Below are 17,247 nucleotides of genomic sequence, written 5' to 3' on the forward strand. Positions count from 1 at the left end.
GTTCGCCCGTCAACTCGCGAGTCGGCCCGTTCGCTCGAGGGCGACGAGGGCGACGACCGCAGCGCCGAGGCAGAGCGCGGCGGCGGCGAACACCGCGTCGTAGGCGTAGCCGCGCTCGAGGACGGCGCCCAGGACCGACGACCCGACGGCTTGCGTCAGCATCCACGCGGAACTGAACACGGCGTAGGCGCTGCCCCGCGTCGAATCCGGCAACGTGTCGAGGAGGTACGTGTCGGTGGCCGGAAACAGCGTGTGGATGACGAAGCCGACGACCGCGGAGAGCGCGACCAGCGCGACCAAGCCGTCGACGACGGTGAGCGCGAGCAGGCACGCGGCGAAGGTGCCGACGATGCCGAGCAGCAGCGGAACATGGGGGAACCTGTCGGCCAGGTTGCCGCCGACGAAAAACGCCGGCACGCCGGCGGCGAAGACGATCGTGAGCATCGCTCCCGCCGCTCGATCGGAGAGCCCCTTCGACTGCATGTACAGTTCGTAGAAGTTGAAGACTCCCTGCCAGACGAACGAGACGGCGCCGACGACCGCCAGCGCCGTGAGGATGATCCGCCACTCCGAGAGCGCGCCGGCGACGAACTCGCGGTCGGCGCTCCCCGCCTCGGGCATCTCGACACCGCTCGCGGCGTACCACGCGTAGCCCGTCACGGCCGCCGCGCCGACGGCGATCGCCCACAGTGAGAGCCGCCAGTCGACGACGAGCGCGAGCGCGACGAACGGGGCGGCGATCACCGCGGCGATCTGGTTGGCCGCCCCGTGGATCCCCATGACGCGGCCGACCCGGGACGGATACAGTTCGCTCAACAGCGGATTCGCCGAGACGAAGTAGACGCCGGAGGCGATTCCCATGAGGAACGCGCCGATCATGAGGTGGCGAACCGTCGTCGCGGTCGCGGCGAGTCCCGAGGCGACCGCGAGGATCGTTCCGGAGCCGACCACGACGTGGTGTCTCGGTACCTTCGTGAGCAGCCATCCGGTCGGCAGCCGCGGGGAGGCGCTTCCGATCCACGCGAGCGTCACGATGAGTCCGGCGGTCCCCTCGCCGATCCCGAACTCGACGATGAACACGTCCAGCAGGGGCGCGAAGACGATTCTGGCGAGGTTGACGAAGAAGACGAGTCCACAGAGGGAGGCGAAGAGTCGGGCGCGGGCCACGCTCGTGATTTCCGACAGGTGGTCTCAAACGTTTCGAAGCGAAACGTCCTGCGCCGTACGGTACCGCACCGCGCGTCGGCGACGCACTCGTCGTACCGGTCTCGGAGTCGTCGGTCGCCATCGACGGCGGCCTGCGCGACCGCGATGTCAGGCCCGAGCCGGTCGCTCGTCCTCGACGACGTAGTGACAGCCCGTCGACTCGGTGTTCTCGCTGGCCGCCCGTGCGATCAGCAGGGCGACGACGCTGGCGTTCCGGAGTTCGTAGAGGTCTCGAGCCGTCCGCGTGCGAACGTAGGCGTCGACCTCGCCCTTGAGCCGCCGGAGGACGGCGCTCGCGCGGGCGATTTCGTCCGGGTCGCGCTCGAGGCCCAGATACTCGTCCATCGTCCGCTTCAGCCGGGTAAACTTCTCGGCGGCGAAGCGCTCGGGCAGGTCCGGGTCGCTGTCGCGGAGTTCGGGTGCCTCGACGATTTCGGGTTCGGCCGCAGCGTCGACGGCGTCCGCACCCGCCCGCAAGCCCCAGACGAGGCCCTCGAGCAGGCTCGTACTCGCCAGCCGGTTCGCGCCGTGGACGCCGGTCCGGGCGCACTCGCCGGCGGCGTACAGTCGGTCGAGCGACGTTCGCCCGTTCTCGTCGACCGCGATCCCGCCACACAGGAAGTGCTCGCAGGGCGCGACGGGGATCTCGTCGCCCTCGATCCCGCGGTCGCGACACTTCTCGGCGATGGCGGGGTACTCCGCGGCGACCTCGCCCTCGAGCGTGCTCACGTCCAGCACGACCTCGCCGGTCTCCTCGCGCTCGGTCTCGACGGCGCGGGCGACGACGTCGCGGGGCGCGAGGTCGCCCTGCGGGTGGTACTCCTCCATGAACCGCTCGCCGTTTCCGTTTCGGAGGACGGCGCCCTCGCCGCGGAGCGCTTCCGACAGGAGGAACGGATCCTCGCCCGCGTACGCGGTGGGGTGGAACTGCACGTACTCGAGGTCCTCGACGTCGGCCCCCGCGAGCGCGGCCATGGCGATGCCGTCGCCGGTCGCGTCGTCGGGATTGGTCGAGCGGCCGTAGAGCGCGCCGATGCCGCCGGTCGCGAGGATCGTCGCGCCGGCGAAGACGGGGTGGCCCTCGGGAGCTTCGTCCGTTACTACACCGTGGACGCGTCCCTCGTGAGTAATGAGCTCGAGCGCGGCGGTATCCTGTCGCACCTCGATATTTGCGTGGTCGTCGATGTGGTTCAGGAACGGCCGGAGGATGTGCGTCCCCGTCGCGGCGTCGACGTGGAGGATGCGGTAGTTCGAGTGGGCCGCCTCTCGGGTGTAGTCGAACTCGCCCTCGCTCGTCTCGTCGAACTCGATCTCGAGCGTGTCGAGTAACACGTCTTCGACGGCGTCGTCGGCGTCCTCGACCAGCACGTCGATCGCGTCCGGATCGGCCGTGCCGTCGCTGGCCTCGAGGATGTCTCGCTTGAGCGACTCGGGGTCGCCTCGAGTGGTCGAGATGCCGCCCTGCGCCCAGTCGGTGCTGGCGTCGTCGGGTTTCGTCGCCTTCGTCAACAGGAGCACGTCGCTTCCCTCCCGTGCAGCCGACAGGGCGGCTGCACAGCCCGCGATGCCGCTGCCGACGACGAGGACGTCCGCGGTTTCGTGGTCCGCCGTTGCGTCTGCGTCTGCTGTTGTATCGGTCATAGCTGTCTCAGATCTCGAGCATGCGGTCGAGCGCGACGCCCGCGAGTTCCTTCTCCTCGGGAGCGACCTCGATCACGTTGCGTTCGCGGCCCTCGACGAGTTCCTCGAGCACCCAAGTGAGGTAGTTCGGATCGATCTGGCGCATGGCGTTGCAGTCCATGCAGGCGTCGCCGCAGAGCGGGAGGACGTTCACCTCGGGGTGCCAGCGCTGCAGGTGATTCGTGAGGTGGATCTCGGTGCCGATCGCCCACGTCTCCCCGGGGTCAGCGTTTGCGACCGTCTCGCAGATCGTCGCCGTCGAGCCGGCCACGTCGGCCGCTTCGACGACTTCGCGACGGCACTCGGGGTGGACGATGACCTTCGCGTCGTCGTGTTCGGCCCGGATCTGCTCGATGTGGTCCTCGCGGAACCGCTCGTGGACCTGGCAGTAGCCGTCCCAGAGGACGATGTCGCTCTCGGCGACCTCGTCGGCGTCCTTGCCCTCTGGATCCCACGGGTCCCACTCGGTGATCTCGTCTTCCATGCCGAGCCGGTGGGCCGTGTTCTCCCCGAGGTGCTTGTCGGGGAGGAACAGGATCTTGTCCCCCTTCTCGAAGGCGTACTCGAACGCCTCGTGGGCGTTCGAGGACGTGCAGACGAGCCCGCCCTGGCTCGCACAGAACGCTTTCAGATCCGCGTAGGAGTTCATGTAGGTGATCGGGACGATGTCGGCGTCGGGCGCGGCCGCCGTTATTTCGGCCCACGCGCTATCGACCTGTAAGGCCTCGGCCATTCCGGCCATCGGACACGACGCCTCCATGCTCGGGAGGATCACGGACTGCTCGTCGTCGGTGATGATGTCCGCGCTCTCGGCCATGAACGTGACGCCGCCGAAGATCACGTACTCGGCGTCGGCCTCGGCGGCCTCCTTCGAGAGCTGGTAGGAGTCGCCGACGAAGTCGGCGTGCTCGACGATCTCGCGTCGCTGGTAGTTGTGTCCGAGGATCACGACGTCGTCGCCGAGTTCCTCGAGCGCCGCCTCGATGCGGTCGGTCCGTTCGTCCGCCTCGAGGTCCCGGTACCGGGGCGGCAACTGCTCGAGGTTGTCGTATTTGAACAGACTGAGATCGGTCTCCAGCTCCGCCGTTTCCATTTTGACCATATCACGTCACCTGTGGGTAACTCTACGTCACATGGCCCTATTGAAGAAATTTTCCCTTCGAAACATCGTACTGGGGGAATACCATCGAGGGATACAACGTTCGAAAACGAATGACCGGTTGTTTTCGAGGGCCGACAGGTACTCGACCGAGAGGGTCACTCGAGCCGTGACTGGCCTCTTTTCGCTCGAGCACCTAGAATCGGTATGGCACTCGAGGAGGCTCTCGCGAACTTCACGCGACGGGACTGGGAGACGGAGCCGCCCGGCGGGACGGTGCGGCTCGCGGTCGTCGGCGTCGGCGGATTCGCTCGGAATCGCGCGCTGCCGGGGATCGCCGACGGCGACTACTGCGAGACGACGGCCCTCGTGACGGGATCGCCCGACCGGACGCGAACGGTCGCCGAGTCGTTCGACGTCCAGCACGTCCTCGACTACGACTCGTTTCTGGCGGGCGACCACGCGGACACCTACGACGCGGTCTACGTCGCGACGCCCAACGCCACCCACGCCGAGTACGCCGTCGCCGCCGCCGAGCGCGGCAACCACGTCATCTGCGAGAAGCCGCTGGCGACGTCTCGCGAGACGGCCGCGGAGCTCGTCGACGCCTGCGAGGCGGCCGGCGTGACGCTGATGACCGCGTATCGACTCCAGACCGAACCGACGATCCGCCGGGCCCGCGAACTCGTCCGGAGCGACGTCGTCGGCGACGTCGTGCAGGTCCACGGCGGCTTCTCGCATCCGCTGCTCGAGCACGCCGGCCCCGATAGCTGGCGTCTCGACCCCGACGTCGCGGGCGGCGGCGCGCTGGTCGATCTCGGGGTCTACCCGCTCAATACGGTCCGGTTTCTCCTCGAGGACGACCTCGCGGGCGTCTACGCCACGACCCACTCGAGCGGCCCGCCGTTCGACGCGGTCGACGAACACGTGGCGTTCCAACTCGAGTTCGAATCCGGCGCGACGGCCTCGTGTACGGCCAGTTTCGACGCCCATGCCAGCAGCCAGCTCGAGCTGGTCGGCACCTCGGGAAAGATCCACGTCGAGTCCCCGTTCGGCGGCGTCGTCCCACAGGAGATGGTCGTCGAGAGCGGCGACGTCCGCATGGAGTACACCGGGCCGCCGGTCGACGAGGTCCGCGAGGAGTTCGACTACTTCGGCTACTGCGTGCTGACGGAAACGACGCCCGAACCCGACGGTGCCGACGGGCTGACGGACCTGCGCGCGATCGAGGCCGCCTACGAGTCCGCGGAGACGGGATGTCGGGTCGACCTCGAGTGAACGGATCGACGACGATCGACCCGTTTTCTTCGGCCGACTATCGACGCCCTGAGCGGCGCTGATCCGCGGCGCCGCGTGGCTACAACTTCTCGGGCGCTAGCGCCTCGATCGTCGACTCGATCGTCTCGCTCGAGGCCGGTTCCGGAACCACGACGATCGGGTGGTCGATCCCCGTCTCGGCGACGAGCGCTCGCAACTGGTCGCGGGCCTCGTCGGGCGTCCCGGCGACGCCGAGATCCTCGATCATCGCGTCGGTGACCGCCTCGGCGGCCCCGCGTTTGTCGCCGCCGCGCCACGCCTCGGCGATCCGGTCCGCGCGGTCGGGGTACGCCATCGCGACCGCTCGGCGGTACCCCTCGCCGCTGCCGACGTAGTAGGCGACGTGACGGCGCAGCGTCTCGCGTGCCTCGTCGGGGTCCTCGTTGACCGCCGACGGGACGTAGGGGGCGATCTCGATCTCGTCCGGGTCGCGGTCGCGTTCGCGGGCCGCGCTCGCGACCTCCTCGAAGGCCTCGTCCAGCGCGGAAAACGGGATGTTGTGCGGAATCCAGCCGTCGCAGAGCCGGCCGACGACGCGACGGTTCGCGGGGCCGAGACCCGCGTGGTAGATCGGGAGCGGCACGTCCAGCGCGGGGAAGTCCGCGGCCTCGAGCAGTTGGCCGTCGTAGTCGACCCGGCCGTCGCCCGCCGTGAACTCGCGGACGAGTTCGATCGTCTCGTGGGCCCGACGGACGGGCCGATCGAACGCCATCCCGTGGAGGCCCTCGACGGCTTTCGCCGTGCTCGTCCCGACGCCGAGCGTGAACCGGCCGTCCGCGGCCCGCTGCAGCGACGCGGCGGTCATCGCGAGGACGGCCGGCGACCGCGAGTAGACGTTCAGGATCGCGCTCCCCAGTTCGATCGCCTCGGTCCGACAGGCCATCTCGGTCAGCTGAACGACGCCGCTCTCGCCCCAGAGCTCGCCGACCCAGACGGCGTCGTAGGCCAGTTCTTCCGCCCGAACGGCGACGTCGGCTAGCTCGACGTCGCCGAACGATGTCACCATGAGTCCGACGTCCATGCACCAGACGACGGGATCCAGCGAGAAAAAATCGCGTTACTGTTCGTACTCGAACTCGACGCCGCTCTCGGACCCGGTGCCCTCATCCGGTTCGGGGTCGTCGCCGCAGTCGTACACCGAAATCCCGCCGTCGCCGGTGACGACGACCTCGAGGTCGTCGACGCTGAACTCGAGGCCGAACGCCGCCGCGTCGACCGTCGAGGTGGCCGCGTGCTCGAGCAGTCGCTCGAGGGCGTCGGGATCGATCGCTTCGTACAGCGGCGTGAGTTGCCCCGGAGACCGGTCCGTGGCGGTCACGATCGCGCGAACGATCGCACTCGAGAGCTGGCCGGAGCCGGTCGGGTCGAAGTGGGCGCGGTGAGCGGGCGGAGACGGGCGTTCGGAGCGGAGGCCGTTCATTACACACAGTAGGCTCGCCGGCGGGTTGAAGGGGCGGACGGTATATGCCCGGTTTTATAAGCGCGTCAGCGAATCACCGTGTGCTCGATCAGCGCCCCCAGGCCCCGACGGAGGCGACCGCTGACCGCCGAGGATGAGACGCCGAGCGCGTCCGCGAGGTCCTCGACCGAAGCGTCTCGCGGATCCTCGAAGTAGCCCCGCTCGTAGGCGGTGACGAGCGTCTCCCGCTGGACCGGCGTCAGGCCGTACCCCTGCCCCGCCTCGTAGTCGGCGTCCTCGGCGTGGTAGAGCCGCTCGACGGTAAACGAGACGTCCTTCGCCCGGCAGTGCTCTCGAAACTCCCGCAGCGCCTCGAGCGCCGGCACCTCGAGGGTCGCGACCCAGCCGCCGCGGCCGTTCGTGGCGTGGAGGACCCGCATCCCGAGTTCGGCGGCGCGCGGTAGCACCAGCCGTTCCGCCGAGGTCAGCCGCATGCGGTAGACGCGGAACTCGCCGCCGTCGATGACGACCGACGGTTCCGAAACGGTCGGATCGTCGGCGACGACGCGGTCGAACTCGTCGAAGTCGCCGCCGTAGGCCTCGAAGAAGAGGTAGTACTCCCCGGGCCCCGCGATCGTCTGGTACTCGAGGTCGGTGGTCATCTCGGGGATCGCCTGGATCGTCGGCGTGAGCACGAGCTCCGGGTGAACGAGCGTGATTTCGGCGATGACCCGCGTCTCGCTCATGTGGGATCCTTTGCTAGCCGTTGCCAAGAAGCTTGGAGCGGCCGTCCGGGGGGAGCCGTCGCCGCGACCGGGCGCCCCGTCCGGCCTCCTCGCGATCACTCGCGGCCGTCGTAGACGATCTCGCCGTCGACGATCGTCGTCGCGACGTCGATCTCGTCGATTCGATCGGACTCCTCCCACGGCGACTCTTCGAGCACCACCAGATCCGCGCGTTTGCCGACCTCGAGGGTGCCGAGTCGATCCTCGTCGAACCCGGCGGAGGCCGCGCCGCGCGTGTAGGCGCGCAGCGCCTCGGTGACCGTCAGCCGCTGGGCGTCGGTCGGGGCGGTGACGGCGTGGTGAATCCCGAGTAGCGGATCCAGTGGCATGCAGTCCGAGCCGAAGGCGAGCGGGGCGCCGGCCTCGAGCACCCGGCGGAACCGGTTCGTTCGATTCCGCCGTTCCCGCCCCAGCCGCCGGTCGTAGAGCCCTCCCTCTCGGGCCCAGCGGTGGAAGTTCGGCTGCATCGAGGCGACGATTCCCGCGTCGGCCATGCGCTCGAGTTGGTCGTCGGTCGCCAGTTCCGCGTGCTCGATCCGGTGGCGCCGGCCGCCAGGGTTGGCGGTATTCTCGAGCGCCGATAGCGTCTCCTCGATCGCCTCGTCGCCGATGGCGTGGACGCAGACCTGATAGCCCGCGCCGTCGGCGCGGTCGACGAGCGCGGCGAGGTCGTCGGGGTCGACGACCCACTGACCGCGGTCGTCGCCGGATTCGGCTTCGGATTCGTCGTCGCCGTCGCCGTCGGCCTCGCGCTCGTCCGTGCCCGCATCCGCGTACGGCTCCCGGAGCCGTGCCGTCCGGCTCCCGAAACTCCCGTCGGAGAAGGACTTGATCGCCCCCGTTCGCACGCGGTCGTCGCCCGCGTTCGTCCCCAGTCCGACCTCGCGCAGGGCCTCGAGGTGATCGCTCCAGTAGTCGATCCTGACGCGCAGCGGCAGGTCGCCGTCGGCGGCCAGCTCGCGGTAGACCCGCGGCGCCGTCGAGCCCCGGACCTTGTCGTGGACCCCGGTGACCCCCAGTTCGACCGCGCGGGCCGTCGCCGCCGCGAGGACTTCGCGCATCTCCTCGCGGCCGGCCGTCAGGTCTCGCCGGACGGCCTCCGCGGCGTCCTCGACGACGACGCCGTTCGGTTCACCGTTCGAATAGCGGAGGTCGTCGTCGGGCAGCTCGTCCCGGAACCGCTCGAGGGCGACCGAGTTCAGCGACGCGGTGTGGAGGTCGACTCGCATGGCGACGACGGGGCGCTCCTCGCTGACGCGGTCGAGGTCCGCGCGCGTGAGCGGTTCCGTACGCCCGTCGTCCCACTCGCTCTCGTCGTAGCCGAACCCGAGGACACGTTCGCGATCGGTCTCCGCGGCCCGCGCTTCCAGCAGCGACACGCACTCCGCCGCGCTCCCGGCGCTCGAGAGGTCGGCGTGAACCAGGTGCTGGCCCAGTTGCTCCATGTGCGTGTGCGCGTCGACGAACCCGGGCAGGACCACCCGGCCCTCGCAGTCGATCACGTCGGTCTCGACTCCCTCGAGAAATCCGATCCCGTACTCGTCGCCCAGACGGACGATCTCGCCGTCGCGCACGGCGATCGCCTCGTGAACGACATCGGGATCGGCGAGGGAGTGGACCGCCGCGTTCGTCAGCAACAGGTCGGCAGCGTCGGTCATGCGGAAGTCAGCGTCGGCGAGGCGCAAAACAGTTGGGTCGAAAGCCCCTGCTCCGCTCGCCCTGCGGCACGAGCGAACAGCCCCTTTCAGTCCCGCCCGGGGTGGTTCGTCCGGCCGGCCGAATCTGCGTGGATCGTCTACCTGCTGGATACCTGGTGGATCGTCCGCCTGCTGGATACCCGGGGGTCTGGCCGACCGGCGGTCGGCGGTGTCCCGGTCGTCGGCCGGCCGACTCGAGTACGCCGAGCGTGCAATGTGGCACAAGGTTAACCTGCCCGCTCGTGGACCGACCCGATATGATCGACCGCGACGGCCGCATCGTCTTCGGCTCGCTACTGGCGTTCGTCTTCGTCCTGACCGGTTCGGTCGTCGCCGAACGCCAGTTGGGGGTCGGGCTCCGCGAGTATCCGGTCCTCGCCTTCGTCGTCTTCTCCGGCGTGGCGATCGTCGCGCCCCAGTTGTACCTCGCCGCGACCGACGACGAGGTACCCCCGCGCGCTCGCATCCAGTTCGCGGCGGTCGGCACGGCGGTCCTCGCGGTCGCCTTCGCCGGCGAGGCCACCGGGATTCGATACCTGCTGATCGCGGGCGCCGGCGCCTGTTCGGTCCTGGGGCTCGTCTGGTACGAACTCGTCACGTGGTATCGCTCCTCGAGCGAGGGAACCGCGCCGGGAGTGTGACCGCGAGCGAGAAAATCAGCAACTGTTAGGACGCCCCGCCGTCTCGACCCACGCATGACCGACCCCGAGGACCTCGCCGAACGAGTACGCGAGGGCGACCTTCGCCTGCACGAACTCGAGGACCACGCCGACAACGACACCGCGGCCAGGGCCCGCCGGCTGTTGCTCGAGCGCGAGACCGGGACGGAACTCGAGGCGATCGGCGACTACACCTTCCCCGCGGCAGCCGCGGAGCCGAACATCGAGAACATGATCGGCGCCGCGCAGGTGCCGATGGGCGTCGTCGGCCCCGTCGACGTCGCGGGCGGCGCGGCCGACGGCGAGCACTACCTGCCGCTGGCGACGACCGAGGGCGCCCTGCTCGCCTCGGTCAACCGCGGGCTGGGCGTCATTCGCTCCGCGGGCGGCGCGGACGCCCGCGTGACGAAAAACGGGATGACCCGCGCCCCGGTGTTTCGCGTCGAGGGCGTCGCGGAGGCCGCCGAGACCGTCGAGTGGGTCAACGACAACACCGAGGCGCTGGCCGAAGCCGCCGAGTCCACCACGAGCCACGGCGAACTGCTCGACGTCGAACCGTACGTCGTCGGCGACTCCGTTTACCTGCGCTTCGCCTACGACACCAAGGACGCGATGGGGATGAACATGGCCACCATCGCGACCGGCGAGGCCTGCGAGATCGTCGAACGCGAGACTCCCGCCTCGCTCGTCGCGCTCTCGGGCAACCTCTGCTCGGACAAGAAACCCGCCGCCATCAACGCCGTCGAGGGCCGCGGGCGCTCCGTCACCGCCGACGCCGTGATCCCCGGCGAACTCGTCGAGGACCGACTGCACACCACTCCCGAGGCCATCGCGGAGGCGAACACCCGCAAGAACCTCACCGGGAGCGCCAAGGCGGGCAGTTTAGGGTTCAACGCCCACGCCGCGAACGTCGTCGCCGCGGCCTTCCTCGCGACCGGCCAGGACGAGGCCCAGGTCGTCGAGGCCGCAAATACGATTACGACCATGGACGCTCGCGAGCGCGAGGACGGCACCACCGACCTCTACGCCAGCGTCTCGCTGGCCTCGCTCGAGGTCGGCACCGTCGGCGGCGGCACGAAACTGCCGACGCAGTCCGAGGCGCTCGAGGTCCTCGGCCTCCGCGGCGGCGGCGATCCGCCGGGGTCGAACGCCGACGCGCTCGCCGAGATCATCGCCGTCGGCGCGCTGGCCGGCGAACTCTCCCTGCTCGGGGCGCTCTCCTCGCGACACCTCGCGAGCGCCCACGAGGACCTCGGGCGCTAGCCGTCCGACCTCCCGAGGTGGAAATCCGTTCCGGGAGAGACGATTTCCGGCCGGTCGGTGACGACCGCTGTGGCGCTCCTCGTTGCCCGTTCGAACATCCCGACAGTAATTAATACGGCCGCGACGTTCACCCGCTCGGTAAATGCCCGAAAAAGAGAGCCTACTCCGGACGTCGCGCCGCGGGATGCTGTCGGCGTTCGCGGGAACCGGCGTCGCCGCCGCGTTCGGGACGATCGCGTCGAACCACGCGAGCGCCGATTTGACCGCCGACTCGATCGACGAACTGCTGCTCGGCACGTTCGAGTCGACGCTCGACGGGTGGGGCGCCGACGGTGACGTCGCACTGTCGAGGGTCGCCCGACGCGACCGTCCCGTCGCGGTCACCGAGGGCGAGTACGCCCTCGAGGTCGCGGTCGATGACGATCCATCGCCGACGATTTCGCGGCCGATCACCGACCTCGACCTCTCGGCGCACCCCTACTTCGTCGCCGACGTCACGCCGGGTCGGGTCGACGGGACCGACGCACCGATCGCGTTCCAGTTCCGACTCTATCGCTCGACGGACCTCCTCGACGACTCGACGCGGGACCCGGTCGCCGAGTCCGATCCGGTGACGGTTCCGCAGGCCACGCCGGGGCAGGTCTACTGGGACGCGAGCGACGTCGAACACGATCTCCTCGACGTGGCGTCCCGCCTCGAGATCGGCTGGTACCCGGCCGACCGCGACCCCGAGTCGTCGGACGGGTCGTTCGCGTACCGTGGCGGGGTCGTCTTCGACGCCGTCCGGGCGACCGACTCGGTCGACCCCGCGGGACGGGCCCGACTCGCGGCGACGATGCGGGACCTCCAGTTCGATCACGGCGCGTACGTCCGGACCGAGGTGACCGAGGAGTTCGAGGACGGTGAGGCGGGTACGTTCTACTTCGCCGACGGCGCGACCGAGCCCTATCGGTTCGAAGTCCTCGCCGCGGACCGGTTCCTGCTCACGGTCGCCGACACCGAGATCGAATTCGGCGGGGGGTGGTCCTGATGGTCGAGCGCTCGACGTCGGCGACGACCGTCACGTTGCTCCCCGGCCACAGCGAGAACAGTTCGGCGGACGGCGACGCCCTCGACAGCGCGATGCCCGACTACGACGGCAAGAGCCTCGACGCGTGGTTCGTCGCCGACGCCGTGACCGATCTCCCCGACGACCTGGAGACGGTCCGCGAGATGCGAAAGCACCTCCCGGAGTACGACGAGGGCCTTCGCCAGTACCGCCTCGCGAACGAGATCGAACTCTCGTTCTCCACGCCCGACGGACGGACCCTCGTGGAGCCGAGCGTCGCCCTCGAGACGAACGCCGACGAGCGGCCGTCGTACGTCGGCGTCGAAGGGGAACCTGGAGAGGAGAACGTCGTCAGGGACATCATCGAGCGCGACGACCTCGACTGGTTCGACGGGAAGGACAAACTCCCCGCCGACGTCTCGAACAAGCGATTCGAGAGCGACGCCGTGCGCGAGGAAGTCGACGGCGTCGAGGGCGTGCGCGCCTCCGTCGTCTTCGGCGGGACCGACACGTACATCGAGATCATGCGCGAGAAGTTCTACGAACTCGGGCCGGTCGAGTTCCTCGAGACGACGGGGATGGACGTCGAGGCGGTGCCCGCGTTCGTCGTTCAGCCGCCGACCATGTACACGTTCCTCGAGCTCGCGGCGATGGCCGACGGAACGACGCTCGCCCGGGCCTGGGACGCGAGCCCGTACCCAAAGCACTACCTCTACGTCGACGAGCGAAAGCGCGACGAGACCGAGTTCGAGGAAGGCAGTCGGCTCTCGGGCGGCGAGTGGCGGCAAAACGAGAACGCCAACGAGCGGTTCGGCCAGTGGGCGCTGGAGGAGCAGGATCTCCGAACGCCGTTCTCCCCGCACACGAGGGCGGGCTACGAGCAGTACGTCGACCACGCCTCCTCGTTCGGCCCCTTCCCGGCGATGGCCCACGGCGAAGACGGTGACGAACTGACCGCGTCGGACGTCGCGTCCGAGCTACCGCCGCTGTTCCCCTGGTAGGCCGCCGTCCGCTCCGCCGCAGGGGCTCGCGAAACCGTTCTCCTCGCTCCCGTTACGCTGGTTGTTCGTCGACCGCGGCGTCGTCTCGAGCGCGAACCGTCGCGACCGCGACGTAGGCGCCGCCGGCGATCAGTAGGGCCAGCCCGCCCAGCATCTGGAGTCCGGTCGCGGCCACGGTGACCAGCAGCAGTCCGACCGCGGCGACGCCGTGGGCGACGGCGAAGTCGCGGCGACCGTACGCGCCGTGGAGGAGGGCGACCGCGGCGAAGGTCGCGGCGAACGCGCCCGTCGCCAGCGCCGTCGCGTCGAATCCGAGAACGGTCTCGTCGATGAACCGCCCGTACGCGGCGAACGCGAGCGCGACTATCGATCCGGCACCGATCGCCTGCCCCTGGACGTCGACCGTCTCTTCCATTCACTCGCCGTTGGCTCCCGCAGTGGAAAGCCTTGCCGTTCTCGCCCGTCGTCGCCGACCGCCCGTCTCGCCGCTCGAGCGCGAGCGACCGCTACAGTCGTCGGTACCGACCGCGACTCTCGCTCACCTCGCCGCGTCCGACGAGTTTCTCGAGGGCGTTCCGGACGTACTCCGCCGACACGCCGCGCTCGCCGGCGTAGTCGACCACCTCGTCCTCGGTCGGCCGCTCGAGTTCCTCGAGCGCCTGCTCGACGATTTCCTTCTTGCTGCCGCTGCGATTCGGCCCGCGCGGGTCGCGGTCGCCCGCGGCGTCGACCTCGCCGACGTCGAGGCCGGACTCCTCGAGGTACTCGTCGTCGTCGACGACGCCGTCGGCGACCTGCTCCTCGAGGGCATCGAAGGAGTCCAGTTCGGCGAACGCCTCGCCCTCGCCCTGTCGGTTGGCGAGCATCGAGGCGCGGACGTCGCGGGCGTGGGCCGCGTCGTCGGTCTCGACGAACTTCTTGCGCTTCTCGTAGGCCTTGCGCGAGCCACAGCGGGGACACTGGGTCGTCTCGGAGCGTCCCTCGATGATCCAGAGGTTCGAACACTCGCTACAGCCGACGACGGCGTACATGGCTCGCAGTGGGGCCGCCCGGTAGTTCAAGGTTCGGCACGCGGGGCGGACGTAGAGGGGCGTCTCACCTGCCCGTCTCGGCTCGACCTCGAGAACTATGCGTCGTCGCGTCCTCTCGAGTCGTATGGAACGCGTGTCACTCGACGACCTCGAGCCGTCGGAAGCCGCCGACGGCGTCCACCTCGCACTGATGGCCGGCACCGATTCGATGAACGTCCAGCACTTCGAGATCGAACCCGAAGCCGTCGTCGAGGAGCACAGCCACCCCCACGAGCAGACGGGATTCGTTTACGAGGGCGAACTGGTCTTCTTCCTCGAGGGAAAGGAGATCGTCTGCGGCCCCGGCGACTCGTTCGCGATTCCGGGCGACCAGCCCCACGCGGCCGAGAACCGCGGCGACGAGGCCGTCCGCGGCGTCGACATCTTCAGCCCGCCGCGGGAGAATCCGAGCTGGCAGGAGGAGTAGCCGGCCCAACGAGAGGGGACGCCACGACGGCTCGAGTCGCGCCACCCGTCGTACCGCGACGCCGAGATTGAAGTCGACAGCGACCGAACCTCGGTGCATGTCGACGCTAGACGAGGACGTAATCGTGGTAACGGGCGCAAGTCGGGGCCTCGGCCGCGCGATGGTCGAACGGTTCGCCGAGGAGGGAGCGCGGGTCGTGCTCACCGCCCGCGACGAGGACCGGATGAACGAAATCGCCGCCGAACTACCCGGCGAATCGCTCGTCGTTCCCGCGGACGTCCGCGATAGCGAGGCCGTCGAGCAGGTGATCGACCGGACCATCGACGAGTTCGGCCGCATCGACACGCTGGTCAACAACGCCGGCGTCAGCCTGCTCGGCATGTACGACGAGCGGAACCGACTCGAGGACATCTCCGAGGAAGACTGGGACACCGTCCTCGAGGTCAACCTGAAGGGCGTCTTCCTGTTCACCCGCGCCGTCCTCCCCCACATGTACGAGCAGGAGCACGGGAACGTCATCAACATCTCCTCCGGACTCGGTCGCCACGCCATCGGCGGCGCTGCTCCCTACGTCAGTTCGAAGTGGGGCCTCGAGGGGCTGACGCGGACGACCGCGCTCGAGGGCGAAGAGCACGGCGTCACCGCCAACGCGCTCGACCCCGGCGGACGGGTCGACACCGACATCTGGGCGCACCTCCCCGACGAGGAGCGCGAGCAGATCCTCGACCCCGACGTGATGAACGACGCCGCTGTCCTCCTCGCTTCGCAGGGACCCGACGGCGTCAGCGGCGAGTCGATGCCGGCCGAGGAGTGGGAGCAGCGGCTCGGGTAGTCACTCGTAGTAATCGAGGCGCTCGATGACGTCGGCGAAGGCGACGTTTTCCTGCACCTGGGTGATCTCGATCCGGACCCGCTCGCCGGTGTCCGCACCCGACACGATGACGACGAAGCCGCGTTCGACGCGGGTGATCCCGTCGCCTTGCTCGCCGACGTCCTCGATTTCGACCGTCCGCGTCTCGCCGGCTTCGACGGGCGGTTCCAGTCGGTGGTCCGCTGGCGTCGATTCTCGTTCCGGTTCCGTCCCCGTCTCCGCGTCCGGTTTCGCGTCTTCCGTCTCTTCTTCGGGGGGAGACACCAGCGCGACCCGGTACGTCCGGCCGTCGTCTACGTCCCCTAACTCGAGTTCTCGTTCGGGAATCTCGACGACGTACGAGCCGTCTCGTTCCTCGATTCGTCCGGAAAACAGGCACAGAAGCTGATCAGAAACCTTCATCGAATATCCTTACCGTCCAGAATCAGGACACGTGCCCTTGAATCTACTGAATACCTCGTCTCGGCTTCGGCCCTCGTCTCTCCCGCCCTCGAGTCACTCCAGGGACTTCCGCATCTCGACGTGGGGGATCCCCGCCTCGGTAAACTCCTCGCCGCGGCGTTCGTAGCCGAGTCGTCGGTAGAAGTCGGCGGCGCGGGTCTGCGAGTGGAGTTTCAGCGCCTCGAGCCCCGTTTCGCGGGCGCGGTTCTCGACGGCGACCATCAGCTCCCGGCCGACCCCCTCTTCGCGGCGCGACTCGAGGACGGCGACCCGTTCGACCTTGCCGACGCCGTCCTCGTACTCCCGCAACCGGGCGGCGCCGATCGGGTCGTCGCCGTCGGTCGCGACGAAGTGCGTCGCCGTCTCGTCGTGCTCGTCGTACTCGAGGTCCTCGTCGACGCCTTGCTCCTCGACGAACACCGTCCGTCGGACGGCGAAGGCGTCCGCGCGTTCGTCCTCGGTGTCGGCGATGCGAACGTCGATGTCGTCCATCACGCGTCGCTAGGTGATTCGACCGTGAGAACGTTATCGATCGGGGACCGCCAGCCGTCCTCTGTCGCCCGACACCCCCACCAAGGCCGAGAGAACGCATATCGCGACCGGCGTCGGAATCAGTACCGCGTCTGGATTTGTCGAACCTCGTCGATGCGCTCCCGGCGCTCGCGATCGAGGACGACGACGTGCGTCACGCCCGCCGTCAGTCCGACGACCGCTCGAGGACCGATCGAACGTCGGCCGCGAGGCCGTCCGACACGCCCTCGGGGACCCGATCGAGCCAGATGAGGTCCGCGACGTCGTCGTCCCCGATCGTCGGTTCCTCCGCGACGGGGCGGCCGGAGACCGGGGTCGTCCGGACGAGGACGTCGTACGTCCGTCGCTGCCGGTCAGACTCGCCTTCTTCTCGGAACGCGACCTCCCGGACGCGAATCGGCTCGTCGACCTCGGCCTCGAGGCCGGTCAGCGATTCGATCGCGCGGCGAGCGGCGTCGCCCCACTCCGCGTTCGCCCCGACGGAAACGCCGGGCAGCGTCCAGTCGCGGGCGCCGTCGGCGACGAGGAGCACCTCGCCCGCGGCGTTGATGATACCGACCGTCACGCGACTCTCGAGGCTCTGTGCGGTCTCGAACTCCGGCGCGGAGAGGGTGCGCGTCTCCGTCTGAAACTCGACGTCGTCGCGGTCGCGCAGGGTATCCGGCTCGAGGGAAGGGTCCATACCCGACCCTCGTGGCTACCGGGTCGAAAAACCACTGATCGACCCCGAGGCGACCCTTGTCGCGCGTCCGC

Annotated in this window: 19 protein-coding genes; 7 read left to right on the forward strand and 12 right to left on the reverse strand. The window is 69.0% G+C overall.

All coding sequences use genetic code 11. The features are described 5' to 3' along the window. Positions 1-9: 9 nt before the first annotated feature. From J0X25_RS28905 to nadA, 3 genes are all read right to left on the reverse strand, one after another. Positions 10-1,167 (reverse strand): MFS transporter, encoded by a 1,158-nt coding sequence (locus J0X25_RS28905; protein WP_207287367.1) that lies wholly within the window; start codon positions 1,165-1,167, stop codon positions 10-12. Between the two features lie 147 nt (positions 1,168-1,314). Further along, complete coding sequence (locus J0X25_RS28910; RefSeq protein ID WP_207287369.1) at positions 1,315-2,847, reverse strand: L-aspartate oxidase; 1,533 nt, start codon at positions 2,845-2,847, stop codon at positions 1,315-1,317. Positions 2,848-2,854: 7 nt separating this feature from the next. After that, positions 2,855-3,988 (reverse strand): quinolinate synthase NadA, encoded by a 1,134-nt coding sequence (nadA, locus tag J0X25_RS28915; protein WP_207287371.1) that lies wholly within the window; start codon positions 3,986-3,988, stop codon positions 2,855-2,857. A gap of 204 nt (positions 3,989-4,192) precedes the next feature. Between nadA and gfo6 the strand changes: the two genes are divergently transcribed. Then, the gene (gfo6, locus tag J0X25_RS28920) at positions 4,193-5,263 is read left to right on the forward strand and encodes a D-xylose 1-dehydrogenase Gfo6 (protein WP_207287372.1); all 1,071 of its coding nucleotides are present in this window, start codon (positions 4,193-4,195) and stop codon (positions 5,261-5,263) included. 79 nt (positions 5,264-5,342) lie between these two features. On the opposite strand, the gene J0X25_RS28925 is transcribed toward gfo6, so the two are convergent. The 4 genes from J0X25_RS28925 to J0X25_RS28940 form a co-directional block, all read right to left on the reverse strand. Then, a complete protein-coding gene (locus tag J0X25_RS28925; protein ID WP_207287379.1) occupies positions 5,343-6,323 on the reverse strand; it encodes an LLM class flavin-dependent oxidoreductase in 981 nt (326 codons plus the stop codon). 36 nt (positions 6,324-6,359) lie between these two features. Beyond that, the gene (locus J0X25_RS28930) at positions 6,360-6,722 is read right to left on the reverse strand and encodes a HalOD1 output domain-containing protein (RefSeq protein ID WP_207287381.1); all 363 of its coding nucleotides are present in this window, start codon (positions 6,720-6,722) and stop codon (positions 6,360-6,362) included. A gap of 65 nt (positions 6,723-6,787) precedes the next feature. Beyond that, positions 6,788-7,447 (reverse strand): helix-turn-helix domain-containing protein, encoded by a 660-nt coding sequence (locus J0X25_RS28935; RefSeq protein ID WP_207287383.1) that lies wholly within the window; start codon positions 7,445-7,447, stop codon positions 6,788-6,790. A gap of 95 nt (positions 7,448-7,542) precedes the next feature. After that, the gene (locus J0X25_RS28940) at positions 7,543-9,144 is read right to left on the reverse strand and encodes an amidohydrolase (protein WP_207287384.1); all 1,602 of its coding nucleotides are present in this window, start codon (positions 9,142-9,144) and stop codon (positions 7,543-7,545) included. A gap of 296 nt (positions 9,145-9,440) precedes the next feature. Between J0X25_RS28940 and J0X25_RS28945 the strand changes: the two genes are divergently transcribed. The 4 genes from J0X25_RS28945 to J0X25_RS28960 all read left to right on the forward strand — a co-directional run bounded on the left by J0X25_RS28945 (position 9,441) and on the right by J0X25_RS28960 (position 13,154). After that, positions 9,441-9,824 (forward strand): hypothetical protein, encoded by a 384-nt coding sequence (locus J0X25_RS28945; protein ID WP_207287386.1) that lies wholly within the window; start codon positions 9,441-9,443, stop codon positions 9,822-9,824. Positions 9,825-9,878: 54 nt separating this feature from the next. Continuing rightward, entirely contained in the window at positions 9,879-11,105 is a 1,227-nt protein-coding gene (hmgA, locus tag J0X25_RS28950) for a hydroxymethylglutaryl-CoA reductase (NADPH) (protein WP_207287387.1), read from the forward strand. Between the two features lie 142 nt (positions 11,106-11,247). Continuing rightward, the gene (locus J0X25_RS28955) at positions 11,248-12,135 is read left to right on the forward strand and encodes a hypothetical protein (protein WP_225896642.1); all 888 of its coding nucleotides are present in this window, start codon (positions 11,248-11,250) and stop codon (positions 12,133-12,135) included. Further along, on the forward strand, positions 12,135-13,154 hold the full coding sequence (locus J0X25_RS28960; protein ID WP_207287388.1) for a hypothetical protein: 1,020 nt from the start codon (positions 12,135-12,137) through the stop codon (positions 13,152-13,154). Before J0X25_RS28955 ends, J0X25_RS28960 begins: the two co-directional genes overlap by 1 nt. 52 nt (positions 13,155-13,206) lie before the next feature. Here the strand turns inward: J0X25_RS28960 and J0X25_RS28965 are convergent, their stop codons facing one another. Together J0X25_RS28965 and J0X25_RS28970 are read right to left on the reverse strand one after the other, a co-directional pair. Beyond that, positions 13,207-13,569 (reverse strand): hypothetical protein, encoded by a 363-nt coding sequence (locus J0X25_RS28965; protein ID WP_207287389.1) that lies wholly within the window; start codon positions 13,567-13,569, stop codon positions 13,207-13,209. Between the two features lie 91 nt (positions 13,570-13,660). After that, positions 13,661-14,185 carry a DUF5817 domain-containing protein gene (locus J0X25_RS28970; protein ID WP_207287390.1) on the reverse strand — a complete coding sequence of 175 codons (525 nt, stop codon included), beginning with the start codon at positions 14,183-14,185 and terminating at the stop codon, positions 13,661-13,663. A 124-nt stretch (positions 14,186-14,309) separates the two neighbouring features. On the opposite strand from J0X25_RS28970, the gene J0X25_RS28975 reads away from it, so the two are divergent. Together J0X25_RS28975 and J0X25_RS28980 are read left to right on the forward strand one after the other, a co-directional pair. Beyond that, positions 14,310-14,651, forward strand: a complete 342-nt coding sequence (locus J0X25_RS28975) for a cupin domain-containing protein (RefSeq protein ID WP_207287391.1) — start codon at positions 14,310-14,312, stop codon at positions 14,649-14,651. Positions 14,652-14,748: 97 nt separating this feature from the next. Further along, a complete protein-coding gene (locus J0X25_RS28980) occupies positions 14,749-15,483 on the forward strand; it encodes an SDR family NAD(P)-dependent oxidoreductase (protein ID WP_207287392.1) in 735 nt (244 codons plus the stop codon). Here J0X25_RS28980 and J0X25_RS28985 read toward each other — a convergent pair whose 3' ends face one another. The 3 genes from J0X25_RS28985 to J0X25_RS28995 all read right to left on the reverse strand — a co-directional run bounded on the left by J0X25_RS28985 (position 15,484) and on the right by J0X25_RS28995 (position 17,176). Next, positions 15,484-15,924 carry a TRAM domain-containing protein gene (locus J0X25_RS28985; RefSeq protein WP_207287393.1) on the reverse strand — a complete coding sequence of 147 codons (441 nt, stop codon included), beginning with the start codon at positions 15,922-15,924 and terminating at the stop codon, positions 15,484-15,486. It abuts the gene before it with no gap. Positions 15,925-16,017: 93 nt separating this feature from the next. After that, positions 16,018-16,455, reverse strand: coding sequence for a GNAT family N-acetyltransferase (locus J0X25_RS28990; protein ID WP_207287394.1), 438 nt, complete (start codon positions 16,453-16,455; stop codon positions 16,018-16,020). A gap of 205 nt (positions 16,456-16,660) precedes the next feature. Beyond that, complete coding sequence (locus J0X25_RS28995) at positions 16,661-17,176, reverse strand: NUDIX hydrolase (RefSeq protein ID WP_207287395.1); 516 nt, start codon at positions 17,174-17,176, stop codon at positions 16,661-16,663. Between the last annotated feature and the right edge of the window lie 71 nt (positions 17,177-17,247).

The sequence above is a fragment of the Haloterrigena alkaliphila genome (assembly GCF_017352155.2).
GTDB classification, from domain to species: Archaea; Halobacteriota; Halobacteria; order Halobacteriales; family Natrialbaceae; genus Haloterrigena; species Haloterrigena alkaliphila.

Excerpts from the sequence above, each read along its gene's own strand:
- J0X25_RS28910 (WP_207287369.1), bottom strand. The coding sequence starts at position 2,847 with ATGACCGATACAACAGCAGACGCAGACGCAACGGCGGACCACGAAACC.
- nadA (WP_207287371.1), bottom strand. The coding sequence starts at position 3,988 with ATGGTCAAAATGGAAACGGCGGAGCTGGAGACCGATCTCAGTCTGTTC.
- gfo6 (WP_207287372.1), top strand. The coding sequence starts at position 4,193 with ATGGCACTCGAGGAGGCTCTCGCGAACTTCACGCGACGGGACTGGGAG.
- J0X25_RS28925 (WP_207287379.1), bottom strand. The coding sequence starts at position 6,323 with ATGGACGTCGGACTCATGGTGACATCGTTCGGCGACGTCGAGCTAGCC.
- J0X25_RS28930 (WP_207287381.1), bottom strand. The coding sequence starts at position 6,722 with ATGAACGGCCTCCGCTCCGAACGCCCGTCTCCGCCCGCTCACCGCGCC.
- J0X25_RS28935 (WP_207287383.1), bottom strand. The coding sequence starts at position 7,447 with ATGAGCGAGACGCGGGTCATCGCCGAAATCACGCTCGTTCACCCGGAG.
- J0X25_RS28940 (WP_207287384.1), bottom strand. The coding sequence starts at position 9,144 with ATGACCGACGCTGCCGACCTGTTGCTGACGAACGCGGCGGTCCACTCC.
- J0X25_RS28945 (WP_207287386.1), top strand. The coding sequence starts at position 9,441 with ATGATCGACCGCGACGGCCGCATCGTCTTCGGCTCGCTACTGGCGTTC.
- hmgA (WP_207287387.1), top strand. The coding sequence starts at position 9,879 with ATGACCGACCCCGAGGACCTCGCCGAACGAGTACGCGAGGGCGACCTT.
- J0X25_RS28955 (WP_225896642.1), top strand. The coding sequence starts at position 11,248 with ATGCCCGAAAAAGAGAGCCTACTCCGGACGTCGCGCCGCGGGATGCTG.
- J0X25_RS28960 (WP_207287388.1), top strand. The coding sequence starts at position 12,135 with ATGGTCGAGCGCTCGACGTCGGCGACGACCGTCACGTTGCTCCCCGGC.
- J0X25_RS28965 (WP_207287389.1), bottom strand. The coding sequence starts at position 13,569 with ATGGAAGAGACGGTCGACGTCCAGGGGCAGGCGATCGGTGCCGGATCG.
- J0X25_RS28970 (WP_207287390.1), bottom strand. The coding sequence starts at position 14,185 with ATGTACGCCGTCGTCGGCTGTAGCGAGTGTTCGAACCTCTGGATCATC.
- J0X25_RS28975 (WP_207287391.1), top strand. The coding sequence starts at position 14,310 with ATGGAACGCGTGTCACTCGACGACCTCGAGCCGTCGGAAGCCGCCGAC.
- J0X25_RS28980 (WP_207287392.1), top strand. The coding sequence starts at position 14,749 with ATGTCGACGCTAGACGAGGACGTAATCGTGGTAACGGGCGCAAGTCGG.
- J0X25_RS28985 (WP_207287393.1), bottom strand. The coding sequence starts at position 15,924 with ATGAAGGTTTCTGATCAGCTTCTGTGCCTGTTTTCCGGACGAATCGAG.
- J0X25_RS28990 (WP_207287394.1), bottom strand. The coding sequence starts at position 16,455 with ATGGACGACATCGACGTTCGCATCGCCGACACCGAGGACGAACGCGCG.
- J0X25_RS28995 (WP_207287395.1), bottom strand. The coding sequence starts at position 17,176 with ATGGACCCTTCCCTCGAGCCGGATACCCTGCGCGACCGCGACGACGTC.